Here is an 18,419-nt window from a genome sequence, read left to right on the forward strand (position 1 = left end):
GCGCTTTGTCGCACGGAGAATGTCATGCAATTGTTCAAAACCACCACCTTGCTGGCTGCGCTGCTGGCCGCATCACTGGTAAACGCAGCCGAGCTGCGTGTGCTCACCCATAGTTCTTTTGCCGTGGCCAAGCTGCTGCTGGCCGAGTTTGAAAAGCAGAACGGCGTCAAGCTGAGCATCATCAAGGCAGGGGATGCCGGGGAGATGGTCAACAAGCTGATCCTGACCCGCGCCAACCCGATTGCCGACGTGGTGTACGGCATCGACAATACCCTGATTGGCAAGGCCGAGGCCGCTGGCGTGCTGCTGCCGATGAGCGACAAGGGCGGCGTGGTGTCGCTGCCCGGCGCGGTGAGCATCGATTACGGCTATGTCACGCTCAACTACGACAAGGCCTGGTTTGCCAAAAAGCAGCTGCCGCTGCCCAAAACACTGGATGACCTGACCCGCCCGGCCTACAAGGACCTGCTGGTGGTGGAAAACCCGGCCACCTCCAGCCCCGGCCTGGCATTCTTGCTGTCCACCATTTCCGCCATGGGCGAGGCCAAGGCCATGGCTTTCTGGGGCAAGCTGCGTGATAACGGCGTGAAGGTGAGCAAGGGCTGGACCGAAGCCTATTACACCGATTTCTCCCGCAATGGCGGTGCCCGCCCCATCGTGGTGAGCTATGCCACCAGCCCGGCGGCGGAAGTGTTCTACAGCAAGGAAAAACTGACCGCTTCGCCAACGGGCAACCTGTTGTTGCCCGGTGCCGTGTTCCAGCAAGTGGAAGGCGCGGCGCTGGTGAAGGGCGGCAAGGAAGCGGCACTGGCGCGCAAGTTTGTCGAATTCCTGCGTTCGGACGCAGTGCAGAAGGATATTCCCACCAGCATGTGGATGTACCCGGTGCAGCCGGGCACTGCGCTGGACCCGGTATTCCAGCATGCAGAAAAGCCGACGGCGCACACCACGCCGGATAGCCGCCAGATTGCCGCCAAGACCACCGCCTGGGTGGGCAAGTGGACCCGCATCGTGTTGAAGTCCGGCCAGTAATGCAGACTGGCCCCGTGATTGCCGACATCCTCAGCCCGCGGCTGATCCTGCGTCATCTGACGCCGGACATGCTGCGGGCCAGCATGCAGGCGCGGCTGGCCGAAGCGGCGCGCTGGCTGGGCGCACCCTTGCCCATCTGCTGGCTGGAGGAAGCGGCCGTGATGTCGCTGCGGCTGGACCAGATGGAAAACGAGCCGGACTATGCGCCATGGTCGATGCGCGCCATGCTGTTGCGCGAAACCGGCCAGCTGGTGGGGCATATCAACTTTCATACCTGCCCGGGCCACCCTTATCTGAAGGGGCGCGGTGATGTGGAGCTGGGCTATACCGTGCTGCCGGCATTCCGTCGTCAGGGCTATGCCACCGAAGCCTTGCTGGCCTGTGCCGACTGGGCGGCGCACACCGCCGGGGTCAAGCGTTTTGTCTTGTCCATCAGCCCGGACAATCTGCCCTCGCAGCAACTGGCGGCCCGGCTGGGCTTTCGCTGGCTGGAGCGGGTGGACGACCCGGAGGACGGTCCGGAAGACGTACTGGTGGCCGACTGGCCTTTCCAGCAGGACCATGCATGACAGCGCGCCGCCGTACCTTTGCGCTGGCGCTGTTGCCGCTGGCCTTTTTGCTGCTGATGTCCATCCTGCCCTTGCTGCGTTTGCTGCAAGAGGGGCAGGGGCAGTTTTCTGTTGGCCTGTTGGCCGATTCCTACCTGCAATGGCGTATTGTCTGGTCCCTGCTGCAAGCTGCGGCCAGCTGTGTGGCCGCGCTGCTGGTGGGCCTGCCGCTGGCCTGGTGTCTGGCGCGCTATCAGTTTCCGGGGCGCAGCCTGACATTGCGCCTGCTGATGCTGCCCTTTGTCATGCCCACGCTGGTGGCGGGCATGGGCGTGCTGGCGCTGTTCGGCCCGCAAGGCTTGCTTGGCATCAATCTGCAGGACACGCCCTGGCTGTTGCTGTACGGCAATCTGTTTTTCAATCTGCCACTGGTGATTCGTGCCGCGTGTGAAGGCTTGTCCCAGATACCGGCCAGCCGGATTGCGGCGGCGCGCACACTGGGCGCCACGCCGTGGCGGGTGTTCTGGCGGGTGGAGTGGCCGGCAGTGCGGCCTTGGTTGTGGTCGGCGCTGTGCCTGGTGTTTTTGTATTGCTTTTCCGGTTTTGGTCTGGCGCTGCTGCTGGGCGGACAGCGTTATGCCACGGTGGAGGTGGAAATCTACCAGTTGGTGGCTTACGAGCTGAATCTGGCGGATGCCGGTGCGCTGGCCTTGCTGATGCTGCTGGTGACCGGGCTGATGGCCACGCTGTATGCCTGGCTGGAACGCAGGCTGGCTGCACCGCTGAAGGTGGACCCGCTGCCGCCGCGCCCACCGCATGGCGCACAATGGCTGCAACTGTTGGCCGCGCTGGCGGTGCTGCTGTTGTTTGGCGGTTTGCCGCTGCTGGCCGTGCTGTGGAAGGCCGCTCAGGCCTGGTGGCTGCTGGGGCCGGAGATGCTGGCGGATGAAGATGTGCGTCTGGCCTTGGTCAACTCTGCCCGCTTCAGCGCGCTGGCGGTGCTGCTGGCGGCGGGGCTGGGCTGCCTGCATGCACTGGCCGCACACACCAGCCTGGCCTTGCGCGCCATGGCCTTTCTGCCCTTTATCGTATCCCCGGTGTGCCTGGCGTTTGGCCTGTTGCTGCTTTATCCGCAATGGACGGCCAGCCTGGCCTTGCTGTTGGCCACCTATGCCTTGCTGGCCTATCCCTTTGTTGCCCGTAGCCTGGCCGGTGCGCTGGACAGCCTGCCGCCGCATTGGCTGCAGGCGGCACGCAGTCTGGGCGCATCGCCGCTGCGAACCTTTACCCGCGTGCTGTGGCCCTTGCTGCAACCGGCTTTCCGCCGTGGCCTGGCTTTTGCCGCCGCCACCGCGCTGGGCGAGTTTGCCATCACGCTATTTTTGTCGCGCCCGGAGTGGCTGACGCTCACCACGCTGATTTACCAGCGGCTGGGCCGTCCCGGTCCGGACAATGCCGCGCTGGCCATGTTGTTGTCCGCCGTGCTGATGCTGCTGGCCTTGCTGGCGTTTGTGGCGATCGAATGGCCATCGACTGCCGAGCGCCAATTCAAAAAGGAATCCTGACATGCTGCAACTGGATGGGGTATGCAAGCGCTTTGGCGACAAGCTGGTGGCCGACCGGCTGAGCCTGCAACTGGCCGAGGGCGAGGTACTGGCCTTGCTGGGGCCGTCCGGTGGCGGCAAGAGCACCTTGCTGAAGATGATTGCCGGGCTGGAGCCGGTAGATAGCGGGCGTATCCTGTTTGCCGGGCAGGACCTGGCTGCGGTGCCGGTGGAACAGCGTGGCTTTGCGCTGATGTTTCAGGACTTTGCGCTGTTTCCGCATCTGGATGTGCTGGGTAATGTCTGCTTCGGCCTGCGTGAGCGCGGCCTGGCCCGCCCGGCGGCACAGCAGCAGGCGCGCGCCTGCTTGCAGCAACTGGGGCTGGCCGGCATGGAAACGCGCAAGGTGTGGACCTTGTCCGGTGGCGAGCAACAGCGCGTGGCACTGGCGCGGGCGCTGGTGACCACACCGCGGCTGCTGTTGCTGGACGAGCCGTTTTCCAGCCTGGATGCCGACCTGCGCCGCCAGTTGCAGCTGGAGTTCCGCCAGCAATTACAGCGTCAGCGCATGCCGGCCATGCTGGTGACCCACGACCGGGAAGAGGCGTTTGCCCTGGCCGACCGGGTGGCCGTGCTCAAGGATGGCCGCATTGTGCAATGTGCCAGCCCGGCGCAACTGCTGGCAGCACCGGCCACACCGTGGCTGGCGCGCTTTATCGGCTATGAAAACGTGCTGGAGGAGGGCGTGGTGCCGGAGCAGGCCCTGTGCCTGGGCGCGGACCAGCCGCTGGCACAGGTACAACGCATCATCCAGCTGGCCGATGGCGTGCGGGTGACAGTGGCCAGCACACAAGGGGAGCTGACGCTGACCCTGTCGGCCCGTGAGCTGGCGCGCTATGGTGCCAACTTGCAGGTGGGCGGTACGCTGGCGGTAGGCATAGACCGCAGCGCCATGCTGCGCTATGCCGCCGCCTGAAAAGCGGCTTAACTGGCTGCGGCGGTGAGTGTGCTGACGCTGCCGCTATCGGCACTGGGCTGGCACACATCCACCCAGCGGGCATCGGTAATCTCGGCCATCAGCGCCGGGGTGATGCGTACCGCGCTGTGAATGGCTCCGGCAGCCGGGAGTACCTCGTCAAAGTCGCGCAGCGAGGCATCCATATATACCGGTAGCGGCTGGGCCAGGCCAAACGGGCAGACACCACCTACCGGGTGGCCGGTCAGTTCCACCACTTCTTCCACTGCCAGCATCTTGCCCTTGCCAAAGGCTTCCTTGAACTTGCGGTTGTCGATGCGGGCATCGCCACGGGTGACCAGAATGATCACCTCGCCGCCATTCAGGCGAAAAGACAGGGTTTTGGCAATGCGCCCCGGCTCCACGCCGTGGGCTTCGGCGGCCAGCGCCACGGTGGCGGTGCTGACTTCCAGTTCAATGATGGGGATGTCCAGTTGGCGGCTGGCAAAAAAATCGCGGACGGATTGCAGGCTCATGAATTTAAAGAAAAGGGCTGGAGAGAACAGCCCTCACAGTAAACGCAGGCAGTAGCGCTGGCAAGAGGGCTGCCTGCCGGGTGGTGTCGGTATCAGTGACGGGCGATTTCTCCCAGCTTGTCGCTGATATCCTGCGCAGTGGCTGCCTGTTCTTCAGCCGCGTTGGCGATTTCTATTACCACATCGCGCACCCGGTTGATTTCTTCAACAATGGCGGCGATGGCCGCCTCGGCAGCGGCAAAGTCACGTTCTGTGGTCTTTACCTGTTCGCGCCCTTTGTCCATGGCGCTGATATTGCTGCTTACCTCCTGCTGGATGTCGCGAATCATGGTGCCGATTTCCTGGGTGGCCTTGGTGGTGCGCTCGGCCAGCTTGCGTACCTCGTCCGCCACCACGGCAAAGCCGCGCCCCATCTCCCCGGCCCGTGCGGCTTCTATGGCGGCATTCAAGGCCAGCAGATTGGTTTGGTCGGCGATGTCCTTGATCACGCTGACAATCTGGCCGATGGTTTCCGATTGCTGGCCCAGCGAACCCAGATTATCTGCGGTACTGCTTACCAGCTTGCTGACCGCACGCATGGCCGTGGCATTGTTTTCGATCATGCCCTTGCCATCGCGTGCACGCTTGAGCATTTCCTCCGAGGAGTTGGAGGCGGAGGAGGTGCGCTGGGCCACCATTTCTATGGTGGTGGTCATGGCCTGGATATTGCTGGACAACTCGTCGATGCGATCTTCCAGAAACAGCCGGCGCTGGTCATTGGCATCGCGCAAGCGTTGTGCTTCCAGTTCCGAGGAAATGTCCTGAAAGCTGGCCATGAAGCACAGCAGCTTGTTGCTGTCCTGTTCGTCCCAGATGGGAAACACCTTGGTTTTGAAGGTGACGCTGCCAACCGGAATCAGCGCCTCGTGGTGGTTGATGCGCCGCGCTGCGATATCGCGCAGGATCTGGCGGATTCGTTCCGGGTCGCGGTGAAACTGATGGATGCTGTGCATGAAGGCATTGTTGACATCCACGCCGGAGCGAAACTTCTGGTTCATCATATTGCGATGCTGTGCCAATGCATCGCGTGCGGTGCGGTTCATGTAGAAAATGGTGTTGTCCGGCGTGGTGTCCGCCAGCATGATCAGGTTGTCCACGTAATCCAGCATGGCGCTGAACTGGTGTAGCTGCCTGAGGTATGCAGGCTTGTCCTGTTTGTCGCGCTTGAATCCGAACATGGGGTGCTCCGGTTGTGGTTAAGCTGCGGCACGTTTGCGCCAGCGGCCTCACCCCAATGCCGGCGAGTGTGCTGCATGGTGTGGGGCCTGTGCAAACCGTTGCAATGACTTCTTGCATGAAAAATTGCAGTAAACCACTCCGGTATACGTGGCCGGGGTTTTGGATGGCAAGTCAGAAAAGGCCTGTGCTGGCAGCAGGTACAGCCTGCTGCCGACCTTTACTGGCTGCCGCCTATTCCGGCAGTGCCAGCATATGGGTTTCCTTGACTTCTTCCATTACCACATAGCTGCGTGATTCATTGGCATTGGGCAGTTGCAGCAGGATTTCCCCCAGCAGCTTGCGGTACATCGACATGTCCGGAATGCGCGCCTTGATCAGGTAATCGTATTCACCGGATACCAGGTGACATTCCAGGATTTCCGGGATGTTCTGGATTTCACGGCGGAAGGCATCAAAGATATTGCCCGACTTGGCCGACAACTTGATCTCCACAAACACCAGTAGCGATGCGCCCATGGCGTGCGGGTTAAGCCGGGCGTAATAGCCTTCTATCACGCCGTCGCGCTCCAGCCGCCTTACCCGTTCGGTGCAGGGCGTGGTGGAGAGGCCCACCTTTTCCGCCAGCTCCGTCATGGCGATGCGGCCATTTTTCTGCAACCATTTCAATATCTTAAGATCGATCTTGTCCAGCTCACGGGCGTGGGTATGTTTCACTTTCATGATTCACTACCAATCTTAATTTTTACAAGAAATTTGAATGAGATTTACTGATACTTTGGTGAATAAAACTGCATTGAAATAAATATACTACACAAAATCACTAAGCGCATGATGCGCGGCACGGAGAAAGAGGAAATGAAGGTAATCGTACTGGGTGGCGGCGTGGTGGGTGTATCCACTGCATGGTATCTGGCCAAGGCTGGCGTTGAGGTGACTGTTCTGGAGCGTCAGGACGGTGTGGCACTGGAAACCAGTTTCGGCAATGCGGGCCAGATTTCCCCGGGCTATTCCGCCCCGTGGGCGGCCCCCGGCATCCCTACCAAAGCCATCAAGTGGATGTTCCAGCGCCATGCGCCGCTGGCCATCCAGCCGGATGGCAGCGTTTACCAGTTGCAGTGGATTGCCAAAATGCTGGCCAACTGCAATGAAAAATCCTACGCCCTCAACAAGAGCCGCATGATGCGTCTGGCGGAATACAGCCGCGACATGATCAAGGACCTGCGTGCCGAAACCGGCCTGGATTACGAAGGCCGTCAGGGCGGTACTCTGCAGCTGTTCCGCTCGCAGGCACAAGTAGAAGGCATGGCCAAGGATATCGCCGTGCTGAAAGAGTGCGGCGTGGACTTCAATGTGCTGGACCCGGATGGCTGTGCCCGCATCGAGCCGGCACTGGCCAAGGTCAAGCACAAGCTGACCGGCGGCCTGCAATTGCCGAACGACGAAACCGGCGACTGCAATCTGTTTACCAGCCGTCTGGCCGAACTGGCTGCCGCCAAGGGCGTGAAGTTCCGCTTTGGCGTCAACATCAGCGCCATCGAAACCCATAACGGCCGCATCACCGGCGTGCGCATCGGCGACGAAATGCTGACTGCCGACCATTACGTGGTGGCGCTGGGCAGCTACTCGCGTGACCTGCTGCAAAACCTGGGCATTGATATTCCGGTATACCCGGTCAAGGGCTACTCGCTGACCGTGCCGATCACCAACCCCGCCATGGCTCCGGTTTCCACCATTCTGGACGAAACCTACAAAGTGGCCATCACCCGTTTCAACGACCGCATCCGCGTGGGCGGCATGGCCGAGCTGGCCGGTTACAACCTGGACCTCAACCCGCGTCGCCGCGAAACGCTGGAAATGGTGGTGGGCGACCTGTATCCAGACGGCGGCGACATTCCGGCAGCCACCTTCTGGACCGGCCTGCGTCCGATGACCCCGGATGGCACGCCCATCATCGGTGCCACCCGCTTTGCCAACCTGTCGCTCAATACCGGCCACGGTACGCTGGGCTGGACCATGAGCGCCGGTTCCGGCAAGGTGCTGGCCGACCAGATTGTCGGTGTACAACCGGAAATCAGCGTGGACGGCCTGTCCATCCAGCGTTACGCCAAGCAGGGCGAAACCCTGGTGGTGCCGATGCACAGCCGTACCGCCAACGCCGGGGCCTGAGTCGATGCGCCCGCTGATTGCCAGTATCCGGCTGGAAAACCTGCGTCATAACTATCTGTTGGCCAGGCAACTGGCCGGAGGCCCGACACTTGCCGTGATCAAGGCCAATGCCTACGGCCATGGTGCCGTGCATTGTGCCGCAGCGCTGGCCGATGTAGCCGACGGCTTTGCCGTAGCCTGTCTGGAAGAGGCCATCCAGCTACGCGAAGGCGGGGTGACCTTGCCCATCGTGCTGCTGGAAGGTGTGTTCGAAGCGGCTGAGCTGGCCGATGTCGAGCAGCACGATCTGTGGTTTGTGGTGCAAAGCCAGCAACAACTGGACATGGTGCTGCAGGCCAATCCGGCCAAGCCCTATACCGTGTGGCTGAAGATGGATTCCGGCATGCACCGTGCCGGTTTCTTCCCTCAGGATTACGCCGCCGCCCACTGCAAGCTGATGGCCAGTGGCAAGGTGGGCAAGATCGTCAAGATGAGCCACTTCGCCCGTGCTGACGAACCGCAGCTGTCGGCTACTCATGCCCAGTTGGAAGCCTTTGACAGCGTTTGCCGTTATCTGCCGGGTGAGGAGAGCATTGCCAACTCTGCCGGCATCCTGTGCCACGAGCGTTCGCATCGTCAGTGGAACCGCGCCGGCATCATGTTGTACGGTGCCTCCCCGCTGCCTGCCGGTTTTGATCAGGGCGCTGCGCTCAAGCCGGTGATGCGACTGACATCGCGCGTGTTTGGTGTGCGTGAACTGGCCGCCGGCGAGCCGGTAGGCTACGGTGCCAGTTTCGTGGCCGAGCGTCCCACCCGCGTGGGCCTGATTGCCTGCGGTTATGCCGATGGCTACCCGCGTCTGGCCTCCACTGGCAGCCCGGTGGCCATTGATGGCGTGCGCTCGCGGGTGATTGGCCGGGTGTCGATGGACATGATGACGGTGGACCTGACCGACCTGCCGCAAGCCGGCATCGGCAGCGAGGTGGAGCTGTGGGGTGACACCGTGCATATCAATGAAGTGGCGGCCCAGGCCGGCACTATCTCCTATGAAGTACTGTGCAATGTGAAACGCGCACATTTCCGGTACCGCTGATTTCCTTGTGCTTTGTGTAGTACTTTGTCTCTCGCCCGGTGATGCCGGGCATTTTTTTTGCCTGCCGTGCATTGTTGCACTTGTCATTGCCCTGTGACATGCTGCCATTTAATGACAAATAAATTTAAATCGCTCGTGCGGTCACATATTTCGCCTGGGCTATGGCTGGCGGTGCTTATGGTCGGCCTGTCATTGTCAGCAGGGCGGATCGCAATGAATACGGGGGTGTGATGCGTCTGGCCAAATGGAATCTTTTTATACCGGTACTGGCACTGAGCGAGTTGGTATTCAGCACGGTGCTCTTTGTCCTGGGGCCGCTGTCCTACCTGCTGGTGTTTATTGCCGTGCTGGTACTGTTTGCCAAACACGAAGTTTCGCCCCTGGTCCGGCAACCGGCGCGTGAGCAGCGCTATCGCCGTGGGCATTGGCTGCTGGCTATCATGAATGTGCTGGCAGTGCTTGCCCTTGGCCTGCCGTCGCTGCTGTCGGCCTTGTTACATGACGAGAGCAAGATGATGATGTTGTGGTATTCCATGCTGCTTTATCCCATTGCTCCTCCGGTCTGGGCGATTGGCCTGTACATGGTGTGGAGTTCGCGCGCAGCCACGACTTGCGCATCTGAGCCAGGGAAGGCTGGGTAAGGGTACAGACAAAAAAACACCCCGCCAGTGTGACTGGTCGGGGTCTGCAGGGTCAGAGCCAGGCTCCGACGGAGGGTTAACTTTCACCCCATGTCGACGCCGTGCAAGCGTGGCCTGTGTCCGCGGTCAAGGGTGCGGAAACAGGCAGGGTGAACTGACATATTACGCAATGGAAACCTCTGTTTCCATTAGGGATTATCCTGATTCTGCAGGGCTTCCCCAGGCCAGCCACTAGCGGTTGGCCATTACCGCCTGCACCAGGTCGGCAATCGAGCGCACTTTCATCTTGTCCATCATCTTGCCGCGATGGGCTTCCACCGTCTTGATGCTGATGCCCAGCTCGTCGGCAATTACCTTGTTCATCTTGCCTTCCACCACCTTGTCCAGTACTTCGCGCTCACGAATGGTGAGCGAGGACAGGCATTCGGCAAAGCGGTCGCGGGCGGCGCTGCTGACCTGCTGCTGCTGGCTCAGTGCCAGTGCACTGTCCACGGTATTGAGCAGCGCCTGCTGGTTGAACGGTTTTTCCAGAAAGTCGTGTGCGCCGCGCTTGACTGCCTGCACCGCCATCGGCACATCGCCGTGGCCGGTGATAAAGATGACCGGCCAGGGATTATTGCGTGTACTCAGTTCGTCAAACAGTTCCAGCCCGCTCATGCCGGGCATGCGGATATCAACAATCAGGCAGCCGGCCCCGCGCGGCTGGAAGCTTTCCAGCAGGGCCTCGGCGCTGGCGTGGCAGGAGATGGCGTAATCATGGCTTTCCAGCAGGAAAACCAGCGAGTCACGGAATGCTTCGTCGTCATCGACGATGTGAACCTGGGGAGAGCTGGCACTCATGTTTCGGACACCGGTAGCGTGAATCGGAAAATACTACCACCACCAGGGTTGTCTTCCACCCACAATTGACCTTCGTGGAACTCGATGATGGTGCGGCAGATGTTCAGGCCCATGCCCATGCCCTCGGCCTTGGTGGTGAAGAAGGCATCGAACAGGCGTTCTTTCAGGTCCAGCGGCACGCCGTGGCCGTGGTCGCTGATGGCCACTTCAATGCGGCGCGGGTTGAGCTGGCGCGCTTCCACATGCAGCACGCGTTCGGCCGGGGTGCAGTCCTGCATGGCTTCGATGCCGTTCTTGATCAGGTTGAGCAGCACCTGTTCCACCAGGATGGGGTCGACATAGAGTGGCGGCAGGTCCTTGTCCAGCCGGATGTCGATGGTGGCGGCCTGACGGCGGGCTTCAATATCGGCAATGGCCAGCGAGGCTTCGATGATGTCGGTGAGCTGGCAGGTCTTGCGGTCTGGCTCGCTTTGTTTGACGAATTCGCGGATGCGTCGCACCACGGTGCCGGCGCGTTCGGCCTGGGCGGTAATCTTTTCCATCACCGGCAACAGTGCTTCCGGGGTGGCCTTGCCCTGGCGGATGCGCTCGATACAGCCGGCCTGGTAGTTGGCAATGGCCGATAGCGGCTGGTTCAGTTCGTGCGCCAGGGTGGAGGCCATCTCGCCCATGGTGACCAGGCGCGAGGTGGATTGCAGTTGCTGCATCTGCTGCTGGTAGCGTTCTTCAGCGTCGTGCTGCTGGGTGGTGTCGGTGAGGATGGTCATGGAGACAATGCGGCCATTCACCCAGCGTATGCTGCGCCGGCGCATGGAAATCCAGCGCGAGGGCGGGTCCATCCACACTTCCATGTCCACGTCGCGGGCGCTGCGCATCAGCTCCACCAGGCGCAAGTCGCAATAGCCCAGCTGGCTGTCCGCCGGCTGATCCGGGGTAAACCATTGCTGGTAGCGCTGGTTGCAGAACAGCAGCTCCAGCGTGGCCGGGTCTACCACGGCGACGGCGGCATCCAGCCCTTCGATCACGGTGAGAAAACGGTCGTGCGAGGCTTCCAGCCGGCGTTGTGCTTCCAGTCGTTCGGTAATGTCGGTGAGTACTGCCATCCAGCCGGTATGGTGGCCGCGCGCGTCAATCAGTGGTGAGGCCAGAATGTGGGCATCGAACACCTCACCATTCTTGCGCTGCAGGATGGACTGGAAGCCCTCGGGCGGTGCATCGCCGGCCAGGGTATCGTCCAGGTCACGCCGATTGCCTTCTCCCTGCGGGCCTTGCCGCCAGTAGGGGTAGGGCGGGGCCAGGCCCAGCAGTTCCTGTTCGCTATAGCCGGTCAGCGCACAGAAAGAAGGGTTTACATAGGTAATACGCCCGTGCAGGTCGATGGCGCGAATGCCCACCACCAGCGAGTCCTCCATCGCCTTGCGGAAGGCGGATTCCTGGCGCAGTGCCTGTTCGGCCTGTTTCTCGGCGGTGATGTCGCGGCCGGATACATAGGCCACGCCACTGTCGGCCAGGGGGCTGAGTGCCCAGACGATCCAGCGGATTTCGCCACTGCGGGTGAGAATACGGGTCTGGACAAAGCGGTCGGCCCCGCCGGTATCGAACAGGCGCTCGAAGCTGTCGCGCGCACTTTCCCGCTCTTCCGGCAGCAGGTAGTTAAGGAAGGAGGTGCCCAACAGCTCGTCCGCGCTGTAGCCCAAGCCTTTTTCAAAGGCCGGATTCAGTTGCAGGATGGTGGTGTCGCGCCGTACCACGCCCAGCATTTCTTGCGACAGCCGGTATACCCGGTCGCGCTCGCGCTCGGCCTCCACCCGGCCGCGGATATGGCGGTTGAGGCTGAGCAGGCTGAGCAGGGTAAGCAGCACCATGCCGGCAATCAGTCCCAGCTGCAGCAGCCGGGCCTGGGTCATCGCGCCTTTTACCGGGCGGGCGGTAATCACCAGCCCGGTGCCGGGCAGTTCCAGTTTTTCTGCCACGCCGCTGCGCAGGCGGTTCTGGGCATTGTAGGCAATGGTGCTGCCATCGCGGGTTTGTAGTTCTAGCTGGTATTTTTCGCTGAACCAGGCCGGTGGCAGCCGTCTGACCACATTGTCGGCATCAAACATGGCCACCAGCATGCCGTTGAACTGGCCGCTCTGGTACAGCGGAATGTGCAGTTCGTAGCGCCAGCTGCCATTGCTGCGCCGAAACGGTGCGCTGTAGGCAAAGCGCCCGTTTTGCTGGGCCAGCTTGAAGGCCTCCCTTGCCTGGATGTTGCCGCCGGGTGCCAGCGGGCCATCTTCATAGGGTGCGGTCCAGCGCAGGATGCCGTGGCTGTCGCTGCGCGCCAGCGCCAGCATTTCCGGGGTGTTGGCCAATAGCTGTGAGGCCTGGGTCTGGAAGCCGGCCTCGTCGGTTTCGCCGCTGCCCATGCTGCGGGCCAGGTCGGTCAGCTGGGCCAGATTGTCTTCCAGCTTCAGTTGCAGGGTTTGTTCTGCCCACAGGGCATCGCGGGCCAGATTGCTTTTTTGCTGCTCGGCTTCGCGTGCATCCAGTGTCCACAGCATTACGCCCATGGTGAGGAAGAACAGCACGATGGTGGTATTGGGAAACAGCTGATACCAGCCACTGCGTTTGCGGAACGCGTAAAAGCGGGGTGTGCGCATAGGGAGGCGGTGGGCAAGAGGTCGAAAAATCCGGTGGCATGCACTGGCCGGAATCATTTGCTCCAGTGTACGACAAGCCGGCTGGCCTGACTGTAAGGGTTGGCCCGCAGTTGTGGCCTGTGCTTGCGCAAATTCGCGTGCTACTTGAGTCCATGCCCTTGCCGGGGGTAATCTCGCGGCTGGTTTTGATCAGGCAGGAAGACAAGCAGCATGCGCAGCATCAGCATAATCGGCGGAGTATGGTTGGGCCTGGTGTGCAGCCTGGTGCTGGCCGCACCGCAACCCATTCGCATCGGCGTCCCCGGGGCTTTTACCGGCGGTTCTGCCCCGATGGGCCTGAGCATGCGTAACGGCATCCGATTGGCGACTGCCGAGATCAACAAGAGTGGCGGTGTACTGGGGCGGCCCATCGAACTGGTGGAGCGTGACGACGGCGGCATCCCGGCGCGCGGCATCAAGGTGGCGCAGCAATTGCTCACCCAGGACCGGGTGGTGGCGGTGGTGGGCTTCGTCAATACCGGGGTGGCGCTGGCGGCCAGCAAGAATTATCAGGACGCGCGGGTGCCGGTGATGCTGGCGGTGGCCACCGCCGCCATCCTGACCCGGCAGTTTCCGCTGCATGGCAACACCGACAATTATATTTTCCGGGTGGCGGCTGCAGACGACCTGCAAGCGCCCTTGATTGTGCGCGAGGCGGTACAGCGTTCCGGCTATCGCAAGCTGGCCATTTTTGCCGACAACACCAATTACGGCTATCAGGGCCTGATGGAGCTGGAACGTGCGCTGGGTCAGAACGGACTGAAGCCCAGCTATGTGGCGCGCTTCAACCTGCAGGAACGCGACATGGCCAATGCACTGCTGCAGGCACGCAATGCCGGCAGCCAGGCCATTCTCACCTATGCCATCGGCCCGGAGCTGGCCGAGCTGGCCAACACCATGGCGCGCATGGACTGGAAGGTTCCCATCATCGGCAGCTGGACCTTGTCCATGTCCAACTTCATCGATAATGCCGGCCCCAATGGCGAGGGCGCGCGCATGGTGCAAAGCTATATTCCGGCCGAAGACGACACCCCAAGACGGCGCGATTTTCTGGATGGCTACCAGTGGTTGTTCCACACCCGCCGCATTCCTTCACCGCCCTCGGCGGCACAAGGCTATGACGGCATGAAGCTGATGGCCGAGGCCATCCGTCAGGCGGGCTCGCTGGATGGCATTGCCATTGTGCGTGCGCTGGAAAACCTGCATCAGCCGGTTAGAGGGGTGATCACCACCTACAAACAGCCATTCAGCCGCAACGACCACGAGGCGCTGGAGCTGAATGTGCCGGTGATCGGCAAGGTGGAACGTGGCCGGGTGGTGTATGCCTACCCGGCCGACAAGCCGCACCAGTAAGCGCTTCAGCCGCGCGTGGGTAGCGGGATGAACTCGGTTTCGCCCGGCACCGGGGCAAAGCGCCCCTGTTGCCAGTCGTCCCTGGCCTGGCGGATGCGCTCCAGCCGGGTGGAGACGAAGTTCCAGTCCAGAATGCGGTGGGCATCCGGCGTCGGGCCGGCCAGCAAGGCCAGGCGGCTGGCTTGCTCAGCCTTGAACAGCAGCGGTGCGGTGGTAGCGGGCAGTAGGCCCAGCTCGCCGGCCTGAAGGGTTTCTCCTGCCAGACTGATGCTGCCGCTGGCCAGATAAATGCCACGCTCGGCAAAGCCTGTCGGTATTTCCAGCGTGGCACCGGCAGCCATCTCAACGACGGCATACAAGGCTTCACCAGGAAAGGCAACCGGGGAGTTGCGCCCCCAGGCACTGCCCAGTACCAGCTGTATCCGGCTACCATCCTGTTGCCAGGTCGGCAGCTCATTGCTGCCATAGTGCATGAAGGCAGGTGCGGATTCTTCCAGCTCTACCGGCAGTGCCAACCACAGTTGCAAGCCTTCTACTGCCATACCATTGCTGCGAATGTCATCCGGGATGCGTTCCGAGTGCACGATGCCGCGCCCGGCAAGCATCAGGTTGGCCGCGCCCGGCTCAATGCGCTGCACGCTGCCCAGACTGTCGCGGTGCATCAGTGCGCCACTGAACAGATAGGTGAGGGTGGCCAGTCCGATATGCGGGTGCGGACGGACGTCATTGTCACGCACGGTCAGGTTGAAGTGTGCCGGCCCCATGTGGTCCAGAAAGATGAAAGGGCCGATATGGCGTGCGCTGCGACTGGGCAGCAGGCGGCGCACCGGAAAGCCGATATCGCTGATCTTGGCGCTGATGCGTTCGCTCCATGTATGCATGGTGATGGGCTCCTGCCGACAGGGCTGCCACCTTGAGGGCGACAGCCGCTGCCTGCGTGTTGGTTCAGAAACGTCCGTTACGGAAATCGTCAGCCGCAGCTTCCAGTTCGGCACGGGTATTCATCACGAACGGCCCCCACTGGGCAATCGGCTCGTTCAAAGGTTTGCCGGCCACCAGCAGGAAGCGCGCTGGTGCGTCACTGGTCACGCGGATGCCACCGGCTGCAGCATCATTGGCCAGAATGGCCATCTGGCGCTGCTTGACCGCTTGTCCATGACTGCCTGCCTCCAGCTCACCCTGATAAACATAGATGAATGCATTATGGCCTGCCGGGATGGCGATGAACTCCCCCTGTCCGGCAGCTAGATGCACGTCCAGATACAGTGGCTCGGTATCCAGACGCTGGATGGCAGCGGGCTGGCTATCCACGCAGCCGGCAATCAACCGTAGCAGGCTGCCGCTGGCCGTTTGCTGTTCCGGGATTTCGCCAGTCGGGATATCGCGATACCACGGTGTAATCATCTTGTTCTTGGCTGGCAGGTTCACCCACAGCTGGAATCCATGCATCAGGCCATCCTGCTGTTCTGGCAGCTCCGAATGCACCAGGCCACGGCCTGCGGTCATCCACTGCACGCCGCCCGGGCCAAGCAAGCCTTCCTGGCCAGTGCTGTCGCGGTGGCGCATGCGGCCATCCAGCATGTAGGTGACAGTTTCGAAGCCGCGGTGCGGGTGGTCCGGGAAGCCGGCAATATAGTCGTCCGGATTATCGGAACGGAATTCGTCCAGCATCAGGAAAGGGTCGAGCCGGCGTTGCAGATCATGCGTGAGTACCCGTAGCAGGCGTACGCCGGCACCGTCTGATACCTCCATGCCATTGACAAGACGTTCTACTTCGCGGCTGATGGTGTGTTTGCTCATCGTACATCTCCTTGCTTGGGCCGGCAGTGCTGGGTGCCCTGGCCGTTGAACATGGTTTGCATTATTGCAGTGGAAATTTGAATAAAAAAGCGCAAAAATTAGTAGTAATCAATCGGAAAATTAGATAAATGAAACAGGCCAGAACCACCTGGGAGCAATGGCAGGTTTTGCAGTGCATTGTCAGCGAGGGTGGCTTTGCCCAAGCGGCCGCCGTACTGCATCGCAGCCAGTCATCGGTCAGCTATGCAGTAGCCAGGCTGCAAGAGCAGCTCGGGGTAGAGCTGTTGCGACCGCAAGGGCGGCGCATGCAGCTGACGCCGGCGGGAGAGGTATTGCTGCGGGATGCACAGAATGTGCTGGCAGCTTCGCTGCGGCTGGAGGAAAAGGCGCGTTCCTTGCAGCAGGGCTGGGAGGCTGAAGTGCGGCTGGCTGTGGACAGCTTGTTTCCTACGCCGGCGCTGTTGCCTGCGCTGGGGCAGTTTGCCGCTCATTGCCCCAGTACCCGCCTGCAAATGCACGAGGTGGTGATGTCCGGCGCGGATGATGCGCTGCATGGCCAGCAGGTGGAACTGGCCGTGGCGGGACGGGTGCCACAGGGATTTCTGGGTGACTGGTTGCTGGAGGCGGAGTTTGTTGCCTGTGCCGCGCCACATCATCCCCTGCATGGCTTGGGCCGGCAGCTGGAGATGGAGGATTTGCAGCAGCATGTGCAGGTGGTGCTGCGTGATTCGGGTCAGCGACAGCCGCGCGATGAGGGCTGGCTGGGGGCGTGGCAGCGCTGGACTGTATCGCAGCCGGATACGGCCATTGCCGCGGTGGAGCAGGGCTTTGCTTTTGGCTGGCTGGCCTGGCACCGCATTGCCGCCGGCGTGGCCGCCGGGCGGTTGCAGCCATTGCCGTTGGCTCATGGTGGTTTGCGCAAGGCGGCGCTATATCTGATTCTGGCGGATCCGCCGGTTGCCGGACCGGCTACCCTGCAACTGGCTGATTGCCTGCGGGCAGAGGCAGAGCACTGGCGCAGCAGCTACCAGCCGTACCAAGGGGTTTAGCCCGTGCCATAAGCAAAACGACCAGCGCTGGGCTGGTCGTGGCGGGTGTGGTGTGTGGCCGGACTTAGTGGCCCTGCTGCCCCTGCAGGTAGTGCTCCAGTGCGTGGCCGGCAGACAGGATGTGGAAGCGGATGAACTCTGCGGCTTCCTCGGCTGCGCCTTGCTTGCACAGTTCCAGCAGCCGGGTGTGCTCCTCGTGGGCGCGCTCCATGGTGCGGGTAAACAGGATCTGCATGCGGGTGTAGCGGTCGGTCTTGTTGTGCAGCTGTTCGATCAGCGCCAGCGTGTTGGGGCGCTTGGCTGCGCGGTACAAGGCCAGGTGAAAGCGCGAGTTCAGCTCACCCCAGTGGCGCACGTCGTTCTTTTGCAGGGCTACTTCGAATTCATGCAGGGTCTGCTCGGCCAGGGCAATGTCGGCCGGGGTCTGACAGGGAATCGATGCCTTGAGCACCGATCCTTCCAGCATGGCGCGGATTTCCAGCAGTTCCAGCACGTCTTCCAGCGACAGCTTGGAAACCACGGCACCCTTGTGGTCGATGATCTGGATCAGCCCTTCGGCCTCCAGCTGGCGCAGGGCTTCGCGTACCGGCACGCGGCTGACGCCGTATTCATTGGATAGCGCTTCCTGGCGCAATTGCTGTCCGTCGACGAATTCTCCGGAAAGCAGTCGCTGGCGAAGCGATTCGGTTACGGCACTGGTCAGCGTCTGGCGCTTGATCGGCTGCAGGGTAGTCATGGTTTTTAGGGTCTGTCAGTCAATCGGATAAATGCAAATGTATTCGATTATACGGTGCTTCCATTGTCAGACAAGAGGGCATTGCGAAGGTTTTTGTCGCAAAAGTGAAAGATTTTGCCATTGGAAAAGAAAAACCCGGCCGAAGCCGGGTTTTTCTTGCAAGACTGGGGTGGATGATGGGGCTCGAACCCACGACAACAGGAATCACAATCCTGGACTCTACCAACTGAGCTACATCCACCGCCGAA

17 protein-coding genes and 1 tRNA gene are annotated in these 18,419 nt (G+C 61.5%); 9 read left to right on the top strand and 9 right to left on the bottom strand.

Annotated elements, in window-relative coordinates; genetic code table 11:
* The first annotated feature begins 24 nt into the window (after positions 1 to 24).
* Genes QVF59_RS20605 through QVF59_RS20620 form a run of 4 tightly spaced genes read left to right on the top strand, consistent with a single transcriptional unit; the run spans position 25 to position 4,100 of the window.
* Positions 25 to 1,032 carry a thiamine ABC transporter substrate-binding protein gene (locus QVF59_RS20605; RefSeq protein ID WP_287882403.1) on the top strand — a complete coding sequence of 336 codons (1,008 nt, stop codon included), beginning with the start codon at positions 25 to 27 and terminating at the stop codon, positions 1,030 to 1,032.
* A complete protein-coding gene (locus tag QVF59_RS20610) occupies positions 1,032 to 1,601 on the top strand; it encodes a GNAT family N-acetyltransferase (protein ID WP_287882406.1) in 570 nt (189 codons plus the stop codon). Before QVF59_RS20605 ends, QVF59_RS20610 begins: the two co-directional genes overlap by 1 nt.
* Entirely contained in the window at positions 1,598 to 3,145 is a 1,548-nt protein-coding gene (locus QVF59_RS20615) for an ABC transporter permease (RefSeq protein ID WP_287882408.1), read from the top strand. The genes QVF59_RS20610 and QVF59_RS20615 overlap by 4 nt, the downstream gene beginning before the upstream one ends.
* Position 3,146: 1 nt before the next feature.
* Positions 3,147 to 4,100 (top strand): ABC transporter ATP-binding protein, encoded by a 954-nt coding sequence (locus QVF59_RS20620; protein WP_287882410.1) that lies wholly within the window; start codon positions 3,147 to 3,149, stop codon positions 4,098 to 4,100.
* Positions 4,101 to 4,108: 8 nt separating this feature from the next.
* Here the strand turns inward: QVF59_RS20620 and QVF59_RS20625 are convergent, their stop codons facing one another.
* From QVF59_RS20625 to QVF59_RS20635, 3 genes are all read right to left on the bottom strand, one after another.
* The gene (locus tag QVF59_RS20625; RefSeq protein ID WP_287882411.1) at positions 4,109 to 4,615 is read right to left on the bottom strand and encodes a YbaK/EbsC family protein; all 507 of its coding nucleotides are present in this window, start codon (positions 4,613 to 4,615) and stop codon (positions 4,109 to 4,111) included.
* A 92-nt stretch (positions 4,616 to 4,707) separates the two neighbouring features.
* The gene (locus QVF59_RS20630) at positions 4,708 to 5,832 is read right to left on the bottom strand and encodes a methyl-accepting chemotaxis protein (protein WP_287882414.1); all 1,125 of its coding nucleotides are present in this window, start codon (positions 5,830 to 5,832) and stop codon (positions 4,708 to 4,710) included.
* A gap of 232 nt (positions 5,833 to 6,064) precedes the next feature.
* On the bottom strand, positions 6,065 to 6,553 hold the full coding sequence (locus QVF59_RS20635; RefSeq protein WP_045846107.1) for an Lrp/AsnC ligand binding domain-containing protein: 489 nt from the start codon (positions 6,551 to 6,553) through the stop codon (positions 6,065 to 6,067).
* 135 nt (positions 6,554 to 6,688) lie between these two features.
* Here QVF59_RS20635 and QVF59_RS20640 point away from each other — a divergent pair, with 135 nt between their 5' ends.
* The 3 genes from QVF59_RS20640 (at position 6,689) to QVF59_RS20650 (ending at position 9,712) form a co-directional block, all read left to right on the top strand.
* On the top strand, positions 6,689 to 7,999 hold the full coding sequence (locus QVF59_RS20640; protein WP_287882418.1) for a D-amino acid dehydrogenase: 1,311 nt from the start codon (positions 6,689 to 6,691) through the stop codon (positions 7,997 to 7,999).
* 4 nt (positions 8,000 to 8,003) lie between these two features.
* Entirely contained in the window at positions 8,004 to 9,071 is a 1,068-nt protein-coding gene (alr, locus tag QVF59_RS20645) for an alanine racemase (protein WP_287882421.1), read from the top strand.
* A gap of 230 nt (positions 9,072 to 9,301) precedes the next feature.
* Positions 9,302 to 9,712 carry a hypothetical protein gene (locus QVF59_RS20650; protein WP_287882423.1) on the top strand — a complete coding sequence of 137 codons (411 nt, stop codon included), beginning with the start codon at positions 9,302 to 9,304 and terminating at the stop codon, positions 9,710 to 9,712.
* A 231-nt stretch (positions 9,713 to 9,943) separates the two neighbouring features.
* Here the strand turns inward: QVF59_RS20650 and QVF59_RS20655 are convergent, their stop codons facing one another.
* Both QVF59_RS20655 and QVF59_RS20660 read right to left on the bottom strand, forming a co-directional pair.
* On the bottom strand, positions 9,944 to 10,552 hold the full coding sequence (locus QVF59_RS20655; RefSeq protein ID WP_287882425.1) for a response regulator transcription factor: 609 nt from the start codon (positions 10,550 to 10,552) through the stop codon (positions 9,944 to 9,946).
* Positions 10,549 to 13,194: a PAS domain-containing sensor histidine kinase gene (locus tag QVF59_RS20660; RefSeq protein ID WP_287882428.1), complete on the bottom strand. Its 2,646-nt coding sequence runs from the start codon at positions 13,192 to 13,194 to the stop codon at positions 10,549 to 10,551. The genes QVF59_RS20655 and QVF59_RS20660 overlap by 4 nt, the downstream gene beginning before the upstream one ends.
* A 210-nt stretch (positions 13,195 to 13,404) precedes the next feature.
* On the opposite strand from QVF59_RS20660, the gene QVF59_RS20665 reads away from it, so the two are divergent.
* Complete coding sequence (locus QVF59_RS20665) at positions 13,405 to 14,586, top strand: ABC transporter substrate-binding protein (RefSeq protein ID WP_287882430.1); 1,182 nt, start codon at positions 13,405 to 13,407, stop codon at positions 14,584 to 14,586.
* A 5-nt stretch (positions 14,587 to 14,591) separates the two neighbouring features.
* On the opposite strand, the gene QVF59_RS20670 is transcribed toward QVF59_RS20665, so the two are convergent.
* Both QVF59_RS20670 and QVF59_RS20675 read right to left on the bottom strand, forming a co-directional pair.
* Complete coding sequence (locus QVF59_RS20670; RefSeq protein WP_287882432.1) at positions 14,592 to 15,467, bottom strand: pirin family protein; 876 nt, start codon at positions 15,465 to 15,467, stop codon at positions 14,592 to 14,594.
* Between the two features lie 64 nt (positions 15,468 to 15,531).
* Positions 15,532 to 16,386 (bottom strand): pirin family protein, encoded by an 855-nt coding sequence (locus QVF59_RS20675; protein ID WP_287882434.1) that lies wholly within the window; start codon positions 16,384 to 16,386, stop codon positions 15,532 to 15,534.
* 128 nt (positions 16,387 to 16,514) lie between these two features.
* Here QVF59_RS20675 and QVF59_RS20680 point away from each other — a divergent pair, with 128 nt between their 5' ends.
* Positions 16,515 to 17,435 carry a LysR family transcriptional regulator gene (locus QVF59_RS20680; protein ID WP_287882436.1) on the top strand — a complete coding sequence of 307 codons (921 nt, stop codon included), beginning with the start codon at positions 16,515 to 16,517 and terminating at the stop codon, positions 17,433 to 17,435.
* Between the two features lie 64 nt (positions 17,436 to 17,499).
* On the opposite strand, the gene QVF59_RS20685 is transcribed toward QVF59_RS20680, so the two are convergent.
* Both QVF59_RS20685 and QVF59_RS20690 read right to left on the bottom strand, forming a co-directional pair.
* Entirely contained in the window at positions 17,500 to 18,171 is a 672-nt protein-coding gene (locus QVF59_RS20685) for a GntR family transcriptional regulator (RefSeq protein WP_159875502.1), read from the bottom strand.
* A gap of 165 nt (positions 18,172 to 18,336) precedes the next feature.
* A tRNA-His gene (locus tag QVF59_RS20690) sits at positions 18,337 to 18,412 on the bottom strand.
* Positions 18,413 to 18,419: the final 7 nt, after the last annotated feature.

This window comes from Aquitalea sp., from assembly GCF_030150775.1.
GTDB lineage: Bacteria > Pseudomonadota > Gammaproteobacteria > Burkholderiales > Chromobacteriaceae > Aquitalea > Aquitalea denitrificans.

Bases quoted from the DNA above. Each gene is read 5' to 3' on its own strand.
- QVF59_RS20660 (WP_287882428.1), bottom strand. From the start codon at position 13,194: ATGCGCACACCCCGCTTTTACGCGTTCCGCAAACGCAGTGGCTGGTAT.
- QVF59_RS20615 (WP_287882408.1), top strand. From the start codon at position 1,598: ATGACAGCGCGCCGCCGTACCTTTGCGCTGGCGCTGTTGCCGCTGGCC.
- QVF59_RS20670 (WP_287882432.1), bottom strand. From the start codon at position 15,467: ATGCATACATGGAGCGAACGCATCAGCGCCAAGATCAGCGATATCGGC.
- QVF59_RS20630 (WP_287882414.1), bottom strand. From the start codon at position 5,832: ATGTTCGGATTCAAGCGCGACAAACAGGACAAGCCTGCATACCTCAGG.
- QVF59_RS20665 (WP_287882430.1), top strand. From the start codon at position 13,405: ATGCGCAGCATCAGCATAATCGGCGGAGTATGGTTGGGCCTGGTGTGC.
- alr (WP_287882421.1), top strand. From the start codon at position 8,004: ATGCGCCCGCTGATTGCCAGTATCCGGCTGGAAAACCTGCGTCATAAC.
- QVF59_RS20635 (WP_045846107.1), bottom strand. From the start codon at position 6,553: ATGAAAGTGAAACATACCCACGCCCGTGAGCTGGACAAGATCGATCTT.
- QVF59_RS20680 (WP_287882436.1), top strand. From the start codon at position 16,515: ATGAAACAGGCCAGAACCACCTGGGAGCAATGGCAGGTTTTGCAGTGC.
- QVF59_RS20685 (WP_159875502.1), bottom strand. From the start codon at position 18,171: ATGACTACCCTGCAGCCGATCAAGCGCCAGACGCTGACCAGTGCCGTA.
- QVF59_RS20625 (WP_287882411.1), bottom strand. From the start codon at position 4,615: ATGAGCCTGCAATCCGTCCGCGATTTTTTTGCCAGCCGCCAACTGGAC.
- QVF59_RS20610 (WP_287882406.1), top strand. From the start codon at position 1,032: ATGCAGACTGGCCCCGTGATTGCCGACATCCTCAGCCCGCGGCTGATC.
- QVF59_RS20605 (WP_287882403.1), top strand. From the start codon at position 25: ATGCAATTGTTCAAAACCACCACCTTGCTGGCTGCGCTGCTGGCCGCA.
- QVF59_RS20640 (WP_287882418.1), top strand. From the start codon at position 6,689: ATGAAGGTAATCGTACTGGGTGGCGGCGTGGTGGGTGTATCCACTGCA.
- QVF59_RS20655 (WP_287882425.1), bottom strand. From the start codon at position 10,552: ATGAGTGCCAGCTCTCCCCAGGTTCACATCGTCGATGACGACGAAGCA.
- QVF59_RS20675 (WP_287882434.1), bottom strand. From the start codon at position 16,386: ATGAGCAAACACACCATCAGCCGCGAAGTAGAACGTCTTGTCAATGGC.
- QVF59_RS20650 (WP_287882423.1), top strand. From the start codon at position 9,302: ATGCGTCTGGCCAAATGGAATCTTTTTATACCGGTACTGGCACTGAGC.
- QVF59_RS20620 (WP_287882410.1), top strand. From the start codon at position 3,147: ATGCTGCAACTGGATGGGGTATGCAAGCGCTTTGGCGACAAGCTGGTG.